This window comes from Acinetobacter sp. YH12254 (genome assembly GCF_013417415.1).
GTDB lineage: Bacteria > Pseudomonadota > Gammaproteobacteria > Pseudomonadales > Moraxellaceae > Acinetobacter > Acinetobacter pseudolwoffii.
Genome location: NZ_VPEB01000012.1, coordinates 19,871 through 35,819 on the forward strand (window position 1 = coordinate 19,871; position 15,949 = coordinate 35,819).

Annotated in this window: 15 protein-coding genes, 2 tRNA genes and 1 pseudogene; 10 read left to right on the forward strand and 8 right to left on the reverse strand. The window is 43.3% G+C overall.

Features of this window, described 5'->3' with window-relative positions; translation table 11 throughout:
* Positions 1–121: 121 nt before the first annotated feature.
* The 3 genes and pseudogenes from FTV29_RS10135 to FTV29_RS10145 form a co-directional block, all read right to left on the reverse strand.
* Positions 122–1,279, reverse strand: a pseudogene (locus FTV29_RS10135) (site-specific integrase); the annotation flags it as partial.
* 155 nt (positions 1,280–1,434) lie between these two features.
* Positions 1,435–1,510, reverse strand: a tRNA-Gly gene (locus tag FTV29_RS10140).
* Between the two features lie 48 nt (positions 1,511–1,558).
* Positions 1,559–1,631: transfer RNA gene (locus FTV29_RS10145), tRNA-Gly, on the reverse strand.
* 233 nt (positions 1,632–1,864) lie between these two features.
* Here FTV29_RS10145 and FTV29_RS10150 point away from each other — a divergent pair.
* The 5 genes from FTV29_RS10150 to FTV29_RS10170 all read left to right on the forward strand — a co-directional run bounded on the left by FTV29_RS10150 (position 1,865) and on the right by FTV29_RS10170 (position 4,701).
* Positions 1,865–2,173 (forward strand): BolA family transcriptional regulator, encoded by a 309-nt coding sequence (locus FTV29_RS10150; RefSeq protein ID WP_005094610.1) that lies wholly within the window; start codon positions 1,865–1,867, stop codon positions 2,171–2,173.
* A gap of 9 nt (positions 2,174–2,182) precedes the next feature.
* On the forward strand, positions 2,183–2,575 hold the full coding sequence (locus tag FTV29_RS10155) for a SirB2 family protein (protein WP_005094609.1): 393 nt from the start codon (positions 2,183–2,185) through the stop codon (positions 2,573–2,575).
* A gap of 95 nt (positions 2,576–2,670) precedes the next feature.
* Positions 2,671–3,507, forward strand: coding sequence for a ParA family protein (locus tag FTV29_RS10160; protein ID WP_005094607.1), 837 nt, complete (start codon positions 2,671–2,673; stop codon positions 3,505–3,507).
* A gap of 13 nt (positions 3,508–3,520) precedes the next feature.
* Positions 3,521–3,913 (forward strand): hypothetical protein, encoded by a 393-nt coding sequence (locus FTV29_RS10165; RefSeq protein ID WP_005094604.1) that lies wholly within the window; start codon positions 3,521–3,523, stop codon positions 3,911–3,913.
* Positions 3,914–4,107: 194 nt separating this feature from the next.
* The gene (locus tag FTV29_RS10170) at positions 4,108–4,701 is read left to right on the forward strand and encodes a threonine transporter RhtB (protein WP_159138893.1); all 594 of its coding nucleotides are present in this window, start codon (positions 4,108–4,110) and stop codon (positions 4,699–4,701) included.
* Positions 4,702–4,722: 21 nt separating this feature from the next.
* Here FTV29_RS10170 and FTV29_RS10175 read toward each other — a convergent pair whose 3' ends face one another.
* A complete protein-coding gene (locus FTV29_RS10175; protein WP_074383709.1) occupies positions 4,723–5,361 on the reverse strand; it encodes a DedA family protein in 639 nt (212 codons plus the stop codon).
* 271 nt (positions 5,362–5,632) lie between these two features.
* Between FTV29_RS10175 and FTV29_RS10180 the strand changes: the two genes are divergently transcribed.
* Positions 5,633–5,995 carry a NirD/YgiW/YdeI family stress tolerance protein gene (locus FTV29_RS10180; protein WP_005173783.1) on the forward strand — a complete coding sequence of 121 codons (363 nt, stop codon included), beginning with the start codon at positions 5,633–5,635 and terminating at the stop codon, positions 5,993–5,995.
* A gap of 191 nt (positions 5,996–6,186) precedes the next feature.
* Positions 6,187–7,755 (forward strand): glutamine-hydrolyzing GMP synthase, encoded by a 1,569-nt coding sequence (guaA, locus tag FTV29_RS10185; RefSeq protein ID WP_005094597.1) that lies wholly within the window; start codon positions 6,187–6,189, stop codon positions 7,753–7,755.
* Positions 7,756–8,151: 396 nt separating this feature from the next.
* On the opposite strand, the gene FTV29_RS10190 is transcribed toward guaA, so the two are convergent.
* Positions 8,152–9,501, reverse strand: coding sequence for a GGDEF domain-containing protein (locus tag FTV29_RS10190; protein ID WP_180075478.1), 1,350 nt, complete (start codon positions 9,499–9,501; stop codon positions 8,152–8,154).
* Between the two features lie 511 nt (positions 9,502–10,012).
* Between FTV29_RS10190 and FTV29_RS10195 the strand changes: the two genes are divergently transcribed.
* Together FTV29_RS10195 and FTV29_RS10200 are read left to right on the forward strand one after the other, a co-directional pair.
* Positions 10,013–10,960, forward strand: coding sequence for a pirin family protein (locus tag FTV29_RS10195; protein ID WP_180075479.1), 948 nt, complete (start codon positions 10,013–10,015; stop codon positions 10,958–10,960).
* A gap of 163 nt (positions 10,961–11,123) precedes the next feature.
* Entirely contained in the window at positions 11,124–11,774 is a 651-nt protein-coding gene (locus tag FTV29_RS10200; RefSeq protein WP_100329697.1) for a glutathione S-transferase family protein, read from the forward strand.
* Positions 11,775–11,813: 39 nt separating this feature from the next.
* Here FTV29_RS10200 and phoR read toward each other — a convergent pair whose 3' ends face one another.
* From phoR to FTV29_RS10215, 3 genes are all read right to left on the reverse strand, one after another.
* On the reverse strand, positions 11,814–13,172 hold the full coding sequence (gene phoR, locus FTV29_RS10205) for a phosphate regulon sensor histidine kinase PhoR (protein ID WP_005094591.1): 1,359 nt from the start codon (positions 13,170–13,172) through the stop codon (positions 11,814–11,816).
* 25 nt (positions 13,173–13,197) lie between these two features.
* Complete coding sequence (gene phoB / locus FTV29_RS10210; protein WP_005094589.1) at positions 13,198–13,908, reverse strand: phosphate regulon transcriptional regulator PhoB; 711 nt, start codon at positions 13,906–13,908, stop codon at positions 13,198–13,200.
* Positions 13,909–14,156: 248 nt separating this feature from the next.
* A complete protein-coding gene (locus FTV29_RS10215) occupies positions 14,157–14,834 on the reverse strand; it encodes a TetR/AcrR family transcriptional regulator (protein ID WP_180075480.1) in 678 nt (225 codons plus the stop codon).
* A 223-nt stretch (positions 14,835–15,057) separates the two neighbouring features.
* On the opposite strand from FTV29_RS10215, the gene FTV29_RS10220 reads away from it, so the two are divergent.
* Positions 15,058–15,906: an SDR family oxidoreductase gene (locus FTV29_RS10220; RefSeq protein WP_074383703.1), complete on the forward strand. Its 849-nt coding sequence runs from the start codon at positions 15,058–15,060 to the stop codon at positions 15,904–15,906.
* The last annotated feature ends 43 nt before the right edge of the window (positions 15,907–15,949 follow it).

The following is a 15,949-nucleotide window of genomic DNA, read 5'->3' on the forward strand; positions in this document are numbered from 1 at the left end:
CCCTGTTCCAGACGCTGCTAATTCATAGAGTTTATACTATTTAATTATCGTTGATCAGATACTCAATTTTTACTAAATATATTAAATTTGGCTTTACATAAAGAAGCAACGGTTAAATTATTTAACAGCATGTAGTTATTTTTAGACCTTCAGCTTTAAGTTCAAGAGATCGTGGTCTACCGATACAGGCTAAATGTAAACAGAATTTAAATGCGGCCAGTGCTTTGGCATCTTTTGTTGAGTAAAGCTGGAGACGAACATAATCTTCTTGAGTCTTAGGATGCTCTGTTGTGCTCGATTTAGCCAGCTTCAGTAATAAAGGCTGTTTCTTTTTATCTAGCAATTGTACCAAGTCTTGTCCAAGCAAATGCCAAAATTGATGGGGAAACAGGTCTTTTACCTTGGAATAAAATGATTCCAATTGATCGATTTTATTCCATCGATAATGAATGCCAGTATGCGAAACCGTAACACGACTTAAAAATGTCTCAAGCACCACTTTTATTTGATCTGGCTTTTTTTCAAAGATATTTTGAATATTTTCAAAGAAATAGTTCCTTGCTGTGCACTCTTCAATGGTATCAATCATGGCGGGTTTTAAAGGTTTATCAAGATGATTCGTGTTGTTGAGATCAAATAATCTTGGGTTGTTTTTTTGAGACTTGAGTTGGCCCAGTTGTTTGGCATTTTTATACCAGTACTCAACCAGTTCTATAGGTAAGCTCATTTCCTGTGAGACCTGATCTGGATCATGATGAATTTCCAGTAAATTTAGGCACTTAAAAAACCATGCAAATGAGATTTTGGATTCCTTTGTTCCTGCGAAATATTTAGAAAAATCATGAGGCTGTGAGTTAAATGAAACCTCATCCAGAATGTCTTCTATGTTACTTTTTAACCAGTCAGTTTGGTCGTTGAGTAACTCCTGACTTAAATGAATAGCATGCTTTTCAAAATTGAATGGAGCAGTATCTTTTACTGTGTTTAAAAATTTGAAAGAAGGTAGGTAGCCCATCATCTTCTTTACTAATTGAGTATCTATGTCTGGATGATATTGCAGTATTTTATGCCCAGCGATCAGGTAGCTCAGATGAATATAGCTTTTAAAGGTTTCTGTAGGGTCAATGTGACCCAGTAAATGGGCAATCATAAACCAATGATTTTGACCATGCGTATTACGGAGTAACTCTGTCCGAATGGACTGATATTCTTCTTCGGTATAATCCGTCACATTCTTGACCAGTGGAGCGTAATTACAGTTCAGAACAACGGATAAGGTCGTGGGCACGCCATGGTCACATCTTGGTCACAAAATATAAATTACATTAAGAATATTTTTTATTGAATTGAATAACAAAGGAAGGGGGATTTTTAAAAATATAATAAAATCAACAATAAAAAAGCCCCCATCTTTCGATGAGGGCTTTTTGAATCTGGAGCGGGAAAGGAGACTCGAACTCCCGACCCCAACCTTGGCAAGGTTATGCTCTACCAACTGAGCTATTCCCGCGGAGTCTATAAAGTTTTTTAAATGAAAAAACTAAATGAAAAAATTTTGAGCGGGAAAGGAGACTCGAACTCCCGACCCCAACCTTGGCAAGGTTATGCTCTACCAACTGAGCTATTCCCGCATGCCGTGTATAATACAGCATGAAAAAATGTGGTCAACACCTTTGTTAAAAATCTTGTATCAATTGCATAAAATAAAAGCAAAATATTTTAGACCAGACAATAAATCACCAATATTCATGTGGGAATTCATGAAACTTCGCCACAATCAACAGATTGCGCTGTAACAGATTACCAAAATACTCAGCAGAACAAGGTATACTGACTTTATATTTTCAAAGATTGGAGTCAGGCCATGAGCTTAGAACAACAACTGAAAGATCGTTTAGCACAATTATCTCCGACCCATTTAGACGTGGTGAATGAATCTTCGGGTCATGGCGGTTATTTCCCTGGAAAAGAGTCTCATTTTAAAACTGTGATTGTCAGTCAGGCCTTTGCCGGTTTACGTCCAGTCCAGCGTCATCAGAAAGTCTATGCTGCTGCTGGTGATTTACTGGCCAAAGACAAGATTCATGCGCTGGCAATCCATGCATTTTTGCCTGAAGAATGGGCAGGGCAGGACACGACCAGTCCAGCTTGTGCACATGCACCAAAAAACTAAGAGGAAATGATGGAAACTCAACTTTTAGTCAAAATTATTCATATGTCAGCAGCAGGATTGGCGATTGTCGCCATTCTTGCCCGTGCCTTGACTTTGTTTATTGGTACACAAGGCAACCTACCGAATCCAAAGGCACGAATTGCGCTGGTGGCTTTACAGCATCTGGCCATTACGGTGATCGCGTTTACAGGTATTGTGTCATTGGTGATCAAGGATTTTGATGTGCAACCCTGGTTTTATGCCAAGGTTATTTTATTTTTTGTGCTGGTATCCTCTTTAGCTAAAGCCTATAAAAAAGATGATTCAATCTTGCTGGCACAACGCCGGGCTGGCTTATTTATTGCGGTAGTTTCATTGGTTTCTATTTTGATCTTGGTGATGATCAAGCCGAATTTTGGCTAAAAGCAAGCAGGCTGTGACTTCAAGCGCAGTCTGCCTATGTGAATAATTAAAAAATACAAGTGTGATAAAAGTAGTTAAAAATAACAGGAGGGGACATGCATACACGTGTGGTATTTAATCAAAAAGGTGGGGTGGGTAAGTCCAGTATTACCGTTAATCTGGCCGCGATCAGCGCACATCAGGGTTTAAAAACTTTACTCATTGACCTGGATCCACAAGCCAATTCCAGTCAATACGTATTAGGTGACGATGCGACCTATTCAAGTGACAAGCCGGCATTAGAACCGAATATTGAAAACTATTTTGAAAATGTGCTGGGCAATCAGCAAAGTAAAGGCTTGCTCGGCAATGCAATTGGCTCGATTTTGAAAAGCCGTAGCAAAGGTCTGGAAAGTTATGTGCATCAGTCTCCCTTTAAGTATCTGGATGTGATTCCAGCCAGCCCGACACTGGGCGCCTTGGCACATGCACTGGAGTCCAAGCATAAAATCTACAAACTGCGAGATGCTTTACAACAATTGTCCGGGCAATATGATCGGGTGTTTATTGATACCCCGCCGGCATTTAATTTCTTTACACTGTCGGCTTTGATTGCTGCAGACCGCGTGCTGATTCCATTTGACTGTGATGTGTTTTCTAAACGCGCCTTACAGACCCTGATTGAAAATGTCATTGAAACCCAAGATGACCATAATGAAAGACTGGAAATTGAAGGTATTGTGGTGAATCAGTTTCAGGCACAGGCCAGATTACCGCGTGAAGTGGTGCAGCAACTGAAAGATGAAGGATTGCCCGTACTCAATAGTATGTTACCGCCCTCCATCTTAATGAAAGAATCTCATCATAAAAATCAGCCCCTGATTCATTTGGCTACTGATCATAAATTGACTCAGGCCTATCAATCGTTGTTCAATGAGATAGAGCAGAACTAAGATCGAGTTAACTATGAAACTTGTGAAATTAAGCCTGAGTATTGCAGCACTTGCATTGCTGAGTGCTTGTGCAACAACGGTGAAACCCACCTATGTGTCCCCGACCCAGTATCAGACCTTGGGTTGTCAGCAGCTGCAAGGCGAATATAACCGTATTCAGCAATATATCGACAATGGCGTGGAAGCGCCAAAACGCACGGGTGTAGGTGTGGGCGTCGGTCTGGGTGGTGGCTGGGGCAGTCGCGGTGGTTGGGGAATTGGTCCGAGTGTTTCCGTCAATATGGGACAGTCATCCAATACCAAGCGAACCGAACTGGCACGGCTTTTAGGTGAACAGGAAGCGATTGTTCAGGCCGCCCGTTACAAAAATTGTCCGATTGTGGTTCGTCAGAATATTGCTAAATAACGAATTCCTGATCTCTTCATAAATGCTGATCTTGGGTCAGCATTTTTTATGATTTTTTCAAAATAGCCGAGCTGATATTCCGCTTAATATCACTTGAAATGGCGCGTATCGTCTCAGCATCCTAGATTTATAGAGCTGTTCTGGCATGAGAATATTGATTAAGCTATAAGCTAGGCCCGGAATAGTTCATCACGATGATTGAAAATTGGTTATTTGTATTGGGGCTAATCGCCGTTCTGATGATTCCAGGGCCGGCGAATGCCTTGGTCGCCAGCTCTGCGTATCAGCAGGGTCAGGCCAAAACCAGCCTTTATATTCCTGCCATTCTGATGGGCTATTTTTATGCGATTAATGTCTGGGCTTTGTTAATTCATCTGGCTTTACCGATCTGGCCAAATTTCAAAAGCTTGTTGTATGTCCTGAGTACCATCTGTGTGGGCTGGATGACGCTGCATTTATATAAGGCCCAGCAGTTAGAACGCTATAGCAAAAATCATCCGCAGATTCGTCCCTGGCAAATGTTTACTGTCACCTTAAGCAATCCTAAAGCAGCATTGTTGGCCTCCGGGATTTTACCCATGGAAACCTGGCAAAGTCCGACCAACTTTGTTCTGGTGTTTGCTGCCTTTTGCTTGAGTACCGTTCCAGTAGGGATTTTCTGGATGGTCTTTGGTCAGGCAATTTTGAGCAGTCACTCTGAAAAAATAAAAGCCGGCCTTATTTATAGAGGCTCGGCTCTGTTTGTACTGCTTTGTCTGATCCCATTACTGATCAAGCTCTGGGATTAAATGCACAGGCTATAAAAAATCTTAAGCTGTTTTACTTTTTTTGAGTCTTTGTTGAATAAAGCCGATCACACCTGGCAAGACACTTAAAATAATAATACCGAAAATCAAATAGGTGAAGTTATCTTTGACGATCGGCATATTACCGAACATATAGCCCAGAATGACAAATGAGCTGATCCAGATAAATCCACCTACTACATTATAGCTCAGGAAATATTTGTAATTCATGCTGCCAGCACCAGCGACAAAAGGTGCAAAGGTACGAGCAAAAGGCACAAAACGCGCAAAAATAATGGTTTTACCACCATGTCTGGCAAAGAATTGCTGAGTTGCCAATAAATGTTTTTTATTGATAAAGCGCGATTCAATCTCGAAAACCCGCGGCCCGATATATTTGCCAATATGGTAATTCAGGGTATCGCCCAATACTGCCGCAACAAATAAAAGCGGAATCAGTACCCAGGGATCCATCACACCTGTAGACGCTGCCAAAGCACCTGCTGCAAATAGCAAGCTGTCGCCGGGCAGGAATGGCATCACCACCAAACCTGTTTCCACAAAGATAATCAGGAAAAGAATGGCATAAATCCAGATCCCGTAATTGGTGATAAATTCAAGCAAGTGATCATCAACATGCAAGATAAAATCAATCAGTTCCATGAGCCCAGTACAAGCAAAAGTGTGCTCAAATCCTAACAGCGATCACCTATAAAGTCAGTAATAAAAGTCGACTATTTTGCGGCTTATTTTTCTGCTGTCGGGCGAATCCCTTCACTTTTAAAATGGATGTATCAGGGTATGAGCATATTTTTATTGGGGCTTTTTGAGCAGACAACACAAGTTCATCATGGCGTTACACAACGTCTGCGGCATCTATTTCGGCTTTCTGTTTAGATCATAGAATCATCATAAAAATGGCAGGTCAAAACACATGAAAAAATATATTCTGGCGACACTGGTTCTGGCAGCTGCCAGTCCGGCACTTTGGGCTAAATCAGATCAGGCTATTCTGGAGGAAGCAAAACAGAATGTAGTCAGTATTGCTCAGGCACATAAAATGAAAGATGAAACCGGCGTGACCTTAAGGGGGCAGATCGTCAAACAGCGTGCAGCACAAAGTGACGAATTTGAATTAAGAGATAAAACCGGCAGCATCATGATTGATGTGGATGACGACCACTGGAAAAGATTAAAACTCAAAGCAGGCGATCGGGTAGAAGTCTGGGGCGAGGTCGATACGCACCGCAACAAACCCACCGATATTGAAGTGATTCAGATTGAACGCGTGAAATAAACCATTCATTTGGCTGGAACAGAAAAGCAGCGAAACTCTGCTCTCCTGTGAACCAGTCAAAAATGAGGGCATTATTTTCTGAAATTTCTTAACTGTTTAATATTTAAACCAATTGGAATAGTGTGCTTAAACACAAGAAAAATGCTAGAATACGGCGCTTATCTTTCGTTTGCCTTTCATAGTTGTTCGTCATGACTACCAATACTCAAATTACTGAAGATCGTATCCTGATTCTGGATTTCGGTTCTCAATATAGTCAGCTCATTGCACGCCGTGTCCGTGAAGCTGGTGTATATTCTGAAATGTATGCCTATGATATGTCTGAAGAAGACATTCGTGCATTTAATCCAAACGGTATCATCTTGTCTGGTGGACCTGAGAGCGTTCACCTTGAAGGCAGCCCGCGTGCGCCACAAGTGGTATTCGAGCTCGGTGTACCGGTATTGGGTATTTGTTATGGCCTGCAAACCATGTGCGAACAGCTTGGCGGTAAAGTCGAGCCAGGTACTGTGCATGAGTTCGGTTATGCAGAAGTTGATATCGTGGTACGTGACAAGCTGATCGGTAATTTACAGGACCGTGAAAACCAGTTGCATGTCTGGATGAGTCATGGTGACAAGGTTGCCCGTATTCCAGAAGGCTTCCAGATCACTGCACAAACTCCAAGCTGTCCAATTGCGATGGTGTCTGACGAAACTCGTGGTTTCTATGGTATTCAGTTCCATCCTGAAGTGACACATACCTCTAAAGGGGCAGAATTACTGTCGAACTTCGTTCATCAAATTTGTGGTTGCCGCGGTCTATGGACGCCAGAACACATTATTGATCTACGTGTAGAACAGCTTCGCCAACAGATCGGTGATGAAAAAGTATTACTTGGTCTTTCAGGTGGTGTGGATTCATCTGTCGTTGCAGCGCTGTTGCATAAAGCGATTGGTGATCAGCTGACATGTGTGTTTGTCGACAATGGTCTGCTTCGTTTGAACGAAGGTGATCAAGTGATGCAAATGTTTGCTGACAATATGGGGATTCGTGTTATCCGTGCTGCTGCAGAAGAGCGTTTCTTGACTGCACTTGCAGGCGAAGTTGATCCTGAAGCAAAACGTAAAATTATTGGCCGTGAGTTTATTGCAGTCTTTGCTGAAGAAGCACGTAAATTAGATGGGGTAAAATTCCTGGCTCAAGGTACGATTTATCCAGACGTGATTGAATCTGCTGCAAGCAAACAGGGCAAGGCACATGTGATTAAATCGCACCACAACGTGGGTGGTTTACCAGCAGACTTGGCTTTTGAACTGGTTGAACCATTACGTGACTTGTTTAAAGATGAAGTACGTAAATTGGGTACCACTTTGGGCTTGCCACACAGCATGATTTACCGTCATCCATTCCCAGGCCCAGGTCTAGGTGTGCGTATCTTGGGTGAAGTGAAAAAAGAATATGCAGACATTTTACGTCTTGCTGATGACATTTTCATGCAGGAACTTCGTGCCAGCGGTTGGTATGACAAGACTGCTCAAGCATTTGCGGTATTCCAGCCGGTGAAATCTGTCGGTGTTGTCGGTGATGGTCGCCGTTATGCATGGGTAATTGCACTGCGTGCAGTAGAAACTGTGGACTTTATGACTGCTCGTTTCGCGCATCTTCCTTATGATCTAGTCGATAAAATCTCGACTCGTATCATGAATGAAATTAAAGATGTTTCTCGTGTTGTGTATGACGTATCGTCTAAACCACCTGCAACTATTGAATGGGAGTAAAATCGGGATTTCTAAAAGCGATAGCTTTTAGCCGATTTTACGCCAAGAGCTATGCTCGCGGCAGTGAGGGATTTCACGAAGCACGGCTTCTTGCCTAAATTACGGCAAAGGCTATGGTTGCGCCAATCAGGATTTCAAGGAGTACGGCTTTTGCCTAAATTACGGCAAAGGCTATGCTCGCGGCAGTGAGGGATTTCACGAAGCACGGCTTCTTGCCTGAATGATGCCAAGCGCTATGCACGTAGTAAATATCTGGTTGATCGGAGATATCCCGATAAAAAAGAGCGCTTCGGTGCTCTTTTTTATTAGGATTTTTTCTTCGTGATAGAATATGCAACTTTTCCATGTAAAGTTTATAAAAATTTAAGCTTTCACTAATATTCCTGATTTCATTATTTAAAGGGCGGACCAGAACTGCTTGGTTTGATTGGCCTTTGAATGACCTTGCTGGGTCACGGGCTTAAAGGCATTCCAAGGATTGGCTGGAGCAGGTTTGGGCTTTTCCAGCATTTTGGAATGATAAACTTCAATCCGATTTCGGCCTGATTTTTTCGCCTGATATAAAGCGATATCGGCTTGCTTGATCAGCTCCTCCAGCTTTTGCGTAGGCGACTCCAGTTCTGCTATACCAATCGAAATGGTAAAACGAATGGGCTGGTTCGGTTTGGCATAAACAAATTGTTTCTGAATTGCACAACGAATTCGCTCTGCAATCACCAGACTGTCTGGCAGCTGGGTATCTTCCAAGAGAGCAATAAACTCTTCACCACCAAAACGTGCAAGTACATCGCTATGGCGCATTTCTTTACGGGTGACTTCAGCAATCAGTTGTAGTACGCGATCGCCGATGTCATGCCCATAGTTGTCATTGATATTTTTAAAATGATCGACATCAAACATCAGCAGGCAGGTGCTGGCATGTTTGGGCCATTGATGAATAGAACGTTCAGCCATATCGACAAAATGGCGGCGGTTGTATAACTGGGTCAAATCATCCGTATGTGCCAGATTTTTTAAGGTTTGATAGTTCCATTCGTCCAGCAAAGAGCGCAGGAAGGAACGCCGTACATTCAGAATGTTATTCCAGTTAATATAAATGCTAAAAAACCAGAGTGGACTAAACACGACAGTAAAAATAAAGGCTTGAGATGCACTCATTAACTGGGTCACTCCAATCATGATAAACAGGGCAATCAAGATGGAACAATAGACCGCAACTTTAAATTGGGTCTGTATACACAGATTGGCGATGAGAATAAAGATCGCAGAGGCATAAATATAGGTAGCAACATGGGGGCTGCTTGAAAGCACCAGCAAGCCAATCCATGCAGCTGCAGCCACAGTGGTGGCGATCGGCAGGATTCTATCTAGAATCTGAATATTTTTATATGTGTTAAACAAGTAATAACAGCAAAGCATAGCGCCTAGAACCAAGATGACGCGCATCAGACCAGAAATAAAAAACATGTCTGGAATAATCAGAATATCGGCAAAGAAATACAGCAAAAAGGCAATTTGTGCCAGATAGTTGATTTGACGTAAATTAGTATGACTATGCGTATAGACATAATCGTGAAAATATTGCTGAAACGGGGCAGGAATACGGGCATGAGAGTCTGTCAGCGCCTGTTCGATTAGCTGACGGTTTTGCAGATCACATTCAGATAATTTCAGTGATTTATCGGTCATCGAGTTTTGAAAAGATATATTCGCCGTTGAATATATATTTTCATGCTGAGCAGACATGTCCTGGTCCAGGATTATTTTTATAGGTGCCTATTATGCCGTGATTGGATGAAAAATAACCTCCCTAAAATTGGGTATCTGACTTAAATTTGACTTTAAAACGTAACAAAAATTATATTTTTTAGCTGCGAAAGTGATTGAAATCCATAAAAATAATTTTTAATTGCTTTAATTTTTAAATTAAAATCATTCGTTTCACGTGAAACATTGGGTAATTGGGCCAGCAATGTCGAAATGGCTTCTAGCGCAGGCTTGAGAGCACCCTAATCAGCATTGAGCCACTTCCACTCAGGCTGTTACACTGCGAAATTCAGGTTTGATCGCTTGAACAGGAGTTAGATCGATCAAGCGATGTTAAGGGTTTTATACGTATCTAAATATTTCCAAAGATAGATTTTGCAAATAGACCCTGTACATTGTCCTGAATAGGGAGACATCTTGCAGCAGTCCAAGGGAAGAATGTTTCACATAATTTAAGATTTAGAATGAAAATGTCGAGGTGAGCTCAGCCATGTCGAATAATAGTGATATTGAACTGTCCAATTCGGATGATTGTGAAAAATATGTCAATCAGTTTATTCAGGAATTCCCTTTACGCCGTGCCGAAATCGGACAGGGTACCGTAATCAAACGTGCCTTGCCCAGCCGACATAAACGCATGATTGGTGCCTGGTGTTTTCTGGATCATGCCGGTCCGGCCAGCTTTCCACAAGGCGATGGCCTAGATGTTGGGCCACATCCCCATATTGGTCTGCAGACCTTTACCTGGATGCTGCAAGGCACCATGATGCACAATGACAGTTTAGGTACTCAGCAGCTAATTCGTCCCAAACAGGTCAATCTGATGACCTCGGGCTATGGTATTTCACATACGGAAGTTTCTCCAGAAAGCGAAACGCATATGCATGCGGCGCAGTTATGGATTGCCTTACCGGATGACAAGATCAATATGGCACCGGCTTTTGAGCATTATCCTGAATTGCCTGTGGTTAATGATCAGGGCATCGAATTTACCGTCTTAGTCGGTGAATATTTAAAAACTGTTTCACCGGTAAAAGTGCATAGTGAACTGCTCGGGGTAGACCTGTATGCAGCAGAAAGTACCAGTGCGCGCTTAGCCCTGAATCCAAAATTTGAATATGGTTTTATGGTACTTGAGGGAACAGCCAGCATTAATGGGCATGAACTGACGGAAGATAACATGCTGATCCTTGAACTGGGATTAGAGCAGGTTAATGCTGATATTCATGCCGGGAGCCGTGTGCTACTTATTGGTGGTGAACCATTTGAAAGCCCGATTTTACTGTGGTGGAATTTGGTCGGACGTACCACCGAGGAACTTAAAATTGCGCGGCAAGAATGGATTGAAGGCCATGAACGCTTCGGTTCGATTCCGGCCTATGATGGACCACGTTTAGAAGCTCCCGCATTTCCAGACCGGATGCGTGCTTCCAGATAAACGATCAGAATTGCAGGGGGGGATGGAACCCTGTCGGATTTGAACTGAAAATGGCAAATCTGCAACCTAGGGAACAGAGCATTACAGTCATCAAAAATTGCGCTACATTCCGCTGCTTTTTGCTATGCTCAGCAAGCAAGAACAATAAAATCATGAGTCTAATATGCGTGTTTTACATCATCTCGAACAATCACGATCGTTTCGTATTCTCTGGGCCATGGAAGAGTTAGGACTGGATTATGAAGTGCAATATTATCAGCGCCAGCCTAATCTTTCCGCACCACCGGCCTTAAAACAGATTCATCCCTTGGGTAAGGCGCCAATTCTGACCGATCAGGAGCAGGTACTGGCGGAATCTGCGGCGATCCTGGAGTATTTACAGGAAAGCTATGATGAACAGCAGCAGTTTCGCCCAAAAGATCCTGCCGATAAGGCCCAGTACCGTTACTGGATGCATTATGCAGAAGGTTCATTAATGCCACTGCTGGTGATGCAACTGGTGATGACCACTGTACCGAAACATACCCCTTTACTGATTCGACCAGTAGCCAAGAAAATTTGTGAGGGAGTGAAGAAACAGTTTGTACAAAGCCGCTTAAAAGATCATATCCAGTTTCTGGAACGCTATTTGAGCGAGCATGACTATTTTGCCGGACACTTCAGTTTTGCCGATATTCAGATGAGTTTTCCTTTGGAGGCCATGCAAAGCCGGACTGGCCAAAGTTATCCAGCGATTCAGGCTTATCTGAAACGGGTATCGCAACGTGCAGCCTATGCGCGTGCACTGGCCAAAGAAAAACAGATAGCATCCTGAAAAAAAAGCTGCCGATGGCAGCTTTTTTAATGGGGGATATCAGTCTGGAAAGCTGAGGCGCTCTTTGGGGAAAATCACCTTAAAAGTGGAACCTTGGTTTTCCTTGGACTCAATTTCGAGATGTGCCTGATGTTGCATCAGGACATGCTTGACAATTGCCAATCCTAAACCGGTGCCACCAGTACGCCGGCTACGGTCTGAATCGATCCGGTAAAAACGTTCGGTCAGACGTGGCAAGTGTTTGGGATCAATTCCGATGCCGTTATCTTCTACTACAAAATAGGCAGATTCACCATCATCATGCCACCCCATGGTAATGATTCCACCTTTAGGCGTATATTTAATCGCATTGGTGATCAGGTTGCTAAAGGCGCTGGCCAGTTCCATATCTGAACCGATCAGATCGCAATGACTGTCAATGTCCAGATTCAGGGTATGACCATAATCGATATTATAGGCCTGTGCATCATCAAATAGCTGATTCATCAGACTTGGCATTTCGATGATTTGGTTTTTGGCAATATTTTTGTCATTTTCCAGACGTGACAGCAGTAGCAGGTCATTCACCAGCGCGTTCATGCGTCGGGTCTGCGACTGCATCTGATCAAAGGCGCGTTTCCAGCGCGGATTGATATCTTCCTGATCGGTAAAGGTTTCAATATAGCCACTGAGTACGGTCAAAGGCGTGCGCAGCTCATGCGAAATATTATCGACAAAATCTTTACGCATCTGTTCCAGATTGTGCATCCGGGTCACATCATAGGCGACCAGTACCCGGCTTTCTCCACCAAAGCGGGTCATTTTGACCTGGACATAATGATCTTCGAACAGCGAAGATCTCATTTTCAGGCCATCCGGTGACTCATCAATATGATGATAATATTCAATAAAACTCGGCTGGCGCAGCAAAGTTAAAATATTACGGCGACGGTCATCACTGGAGATCCCGAGTAGACGTTCGGCGGCTGGATTCCACCATTCAATCTGCTGGTTTTCATCAATTAAAACCACCGCTTCTTGCAAGGCCACCAGTGAAGACTGTGCTCGATCGATCAGTTCCACCATTTCTGCCTGAACAATCCGTTCCTGCCGCTGAGCGCGATAAACATTAAATAACAGTGCGCCCCAAATCCCGCCGATATTCGGCGGAACATCATAAGGGCGATTAGAAATCCATTCATTGACCAGATATAAAGAGCGCATCTGGGTGCTAAAGAACGCCACAAAGGCAATGACGATACAAATCCAGAAATACCCAATCCCAAAACCGATAAGGCTGGCGATGATCAGGAAAAAAGCCAGTAAGCGTAAATCCTGTTTGGCAAAATCCCATAAACTGCTGTAACGGATTCTTTTGTGCTCACGTGCCAGTTCGGGGACAGGGTAGGGTTCATACATAAAACAAGATTTACCTTAAAAGACGTTAACCTAAAGCCACATCTGCACGGGTTGAAAAACGGTAACCGGTTCCACGTACGGTTTGTACATAGCGGTTTGCGCCATAAGGTTCCAGCACTTTGCGCAAACGGCGTATATGGACGTCAATAGTACGGTCTTCAATATAGACGTTGCCGCCCCAAACCTGATCCAGTAATTGCGCACGGGTATAGGCACGTTCCGGATGGGTCATAAAAAACGCCAATAGACGGTATTCAGTGGGCCCCATTTCCAGAATTTTATCGCCAAAATTAACCCGCTGACTGACCGGATCCAGAATCAGGCCATTGGCATCAATGGTTTTTTCACCGCTGAGTGCATTGGCACGGCGCAGGACAGCTTTAATGCGTGACACCAGTTCCCGGGTCGAGAACGGCTTGGTCATGTAATCATCGGCACCGGCATCCAGACCTTGTACTTTGTGGTCTTCTTCACCGCGTGCGGTCAGCATGATCACCGGAATTTCTGACAGGCTTTCATCACGTTTCAGACGACGACATAGATCTACACCGCTGATCCCGCCCGGCATCATCCAGTCCAGCAAAATCAGTGCCGGACGCTGATCCACAATCATCTGATGCGCCTGCTTGGCATCTTCGGCTTGTAAGCATTGAAAACCGGCCATATCCAGAGAGGTATGGATCATTTCCCGAATCGGGAGTTCGTCATCGACGATTAATATGTAGTCATCTTTCACAACGCAATACCCTATTTCATGTAAACGGTGAACCGTTTTATATTTATGACAGGCTTATTACAAAGACTAATTATGACAGTATCATTGCAGAAAGGGAAAAACTGCTGAAATTCGCAAAGATTTGTGACAATTTTAGTAAAGAAACTTGTTAAAAAATCATAAATTAATTTTACTTTTATCGGTGCTTCAGCAGAAATTAGAACCTGTTTTAGAATGCAGAAAATCTGGTTAAGCCTTCGATTTAACAGCTATTTTTTGTCGGAAAATGACTCCAATAATGCCAAAAATACCACACTGCACGATGATAAAACTTCCTCCAATGACTGCTTGAATCCGCTCATGACCCAGCGAATGGCAATTTGGGTGACATAGCCATTTAAACCGGTCGACACCAGTGAAATTTCCTGCTCACTACGATTTAACTGCGGCATCATTAACATGACAAAGGCATGAATCATGCGGTCGAAGCGCGACATGGTTTCATGAATGGTGGCCTGATTATGCAACTCCTGCACCAGCATGGCATCAATATAAATGATCCGTGCCATACGCGGATTGTCACGCAAGGTGCTAAGCAGGGCAGTCAGACTCGCTTCAATCATTTTTTTCGGATCAGTGGATGCCTGCATCATGGCCTGCATGACATTCTGTTGCAGTTCATCAATCAGTTTTAAAAAGATGGTCTGAAACAGGTGCTCACTTTTTTTAAAAGATTCATAAAAATAACGTTCAGTCAGTTTGGCTTCATTGCAGATATCTTTCACGGTTACTGAAAAAAAGCCATGGCTGCCATAAGCTTCAATACCGGCTTCAATCAGCTTTTCACGACGTACCTGCTGTCGCTCAGCCATCGACAGGCCTTTAAACTGACGTTCCTTGCTTTTGGGTGGTCGTGATGGTGTTGCTGCATTGATTGAATCGGTCATAAAGCCTGGCTACTCATCTGCATGAAGATTTTGAATATCTTAGCAATAAATCACGCTTTGACCTATGTCGAAATTCAGCAGAGGAATTTGGCCGCTAAGGACATCGGATAATTATTGACAATATATATTGTCAAAATTATATTGAGGGTCTGTGCTAACTCCTGAAACAACAGAACAAGATCCTGCTGTCATGGAAGAGCAGTTATTTACATAAGGAAATTCAATGAAAAATTTTAAGAATAAAGTCGCTGCCATTACCGGTGCCGGTTCAGGGATCGGTCAGCAGCTGGCAGTTTTGCTGGCACAGCAAGGCTGTCATCTGGCACTAAGTGATATTAATGAACAAGGACTGGCACAAACGGTTGAATTGTTGCAGGGCAGTGATGTTCGGGTGACGATTCAAAAAGTTAACGTGGCCAAGCTACAAGAGGTACGCAGCTGGGCAGCACAGGTGGAGCAGGATCATGGCAGTGTCAATATGATCTTTAACAATGCCGGCGTGGCACTTGGCTGTACCGTAGAAGGTGCGAGCTATGAAGATCTGGAATGGATCGTCGACATTAATTTCTGGGGCGTGGTGTATGGCACCAAAGAATTTTTGCCTTTAATCAAGAAAACCGGCGATGGTCATGTGATTAATATTTCCAGTCTGTTTGGTTTAACCGCGCAGCCGACCCAGTCGGCATATAACGCGACCAAGTTTGCAGTGCGTGGTTTTACCGAATCCTTGCGTCAGGAACTGGATCTGCAAAATTGCGGTGTGAGTGCACTTTGTGTACATCCGGGGGGAATTCGTACCAATATTGCCAATGCTGCGAAAATGAATGACAGTATGCTGACCTTGGGCATGAATCCGGAAAAAGCCGCCCGTAATTTTAATAAACTGCTGCGTTGCCCGCCAGTAGAAGCCGCTCGTCAGATTCTGGAGGCGGTACAGAAAGACAAACGCCGTTTATTAATTGGTAACGATGCCAAAGCTGTTGATTTGATTCAACGGATCTTGCCAAGCGGCTATCAGCATGTCACTGCACTGGCAAGCCAATTCGGAAAAAAGAAGAAAAAATCTGCTTAAATCATTGGATATTAAACCCGCGAAAGCGGGTTTTTAATTTTTT

What these genes read in the sequence shown, in the direction of transcription:
- FTV29_RS10150 (WP_005094610.1), top strand. Translation starts at nt 1,865, where the DNA reads ATGAGCTTAGAACAACAACTGAAAGATCGTTTAGCACAATTATCTCCG.
- FTV29_RS10155 (WP_005094609.1), top strand. Translation starts at nt 2,183, where the DNA reads ATGGAAACTCAACTTTTAGTCAAAATTATTCATATGTCAGCAGCAGGA.
- FTV29_RS10160 (WP_005094607.1), top strand. Translation starts at nt 2,671, where the DNA reads ATGCATACACGTGTGGTATTTAATCAAAAAGGTGGGGTGGGTAAGTCC.
- FTV29_RS10165 (WP_005094604.1), top strand. Translation starts at nt 3,521, where the DNA reads ATGAAACTTGTGAAATTAAGCCTGAGTATTGCAGCACTTGCATTGCTG.
- FTV29_RS10170 (WP_159138893.1), top strand. Translation starts at nt 4,108, where the DNA reads ATGATTGAAAATTGGTTATTTGTATTGGGGCTAATCGCCGTTCTGATG.
- FTV29_RS10175 (WP_074383709.1), bottom strand. Translation starts at nt 5,361, where the DNA reads ATGGAACTGATTGATTTTATCTTGCATGTTGATGATCACTTGCTTGAA.
- FTV29_RS10180 (WP_005173783.1), top strand. Translation starts at nt 5,633, where the DNA reads ATGAAAAAATATATTCTGGCGACACTGGTTCTGGCAGCTGCCAGTCCG.
- guaA (WP_005094597.1), top strand. Translation starts at nt 6,187, where the DNA reads ATGACTACCAATACTCAAATTACTGAAGATCGTATCCTGATTCTGGAT.
- FTV29_RS10190 (WP_180075478.1), bottom strand. Translation starts at nt 9,501, where the DNA reads ATGTCTGCTCAGCATGAAAATATATATTCAACGGCGAATATATCTTTT.
- FTV29_RS10195 (WP_180075479.1), top strand. Translation starts at nt 10,013, where the DNA reads ATGTCGAATAATAGTGATATTGAACTGTCCAATTCGGATGATTGTGAA.
- FTV29_RS10200 (WP_100329697.1), top strand. Translation starts at nt 11,124, where the DNA reads ATGCGTGTTTTACATCATCTCGAACAATCACGATCGTTTCGTATTCTC.
- phoR (WP_005094591.1), bottom strand. Translation starts at nt 13,172, where the DNA reads ATGTATGAACCCTACCCTGTCCCCGAACTGGCACGTGAGCACAAAAGA.
- FTV29_RS10215 (WP_180075480.1), bottom strand. Translation starts at nt 14,834, where the DNA reads ATGACCGATTCAATCAATGCAGCAACACCATCACGACCACCCAAAAGC.
- FTV29_RS10220 (WP_074383703.1), top strand. Translation starts at nt 15,058, where the DNA reads ATGAAAAATTTTAAGAATAAAGTCGCTGCCATTACCGGTGCCGGTTCA.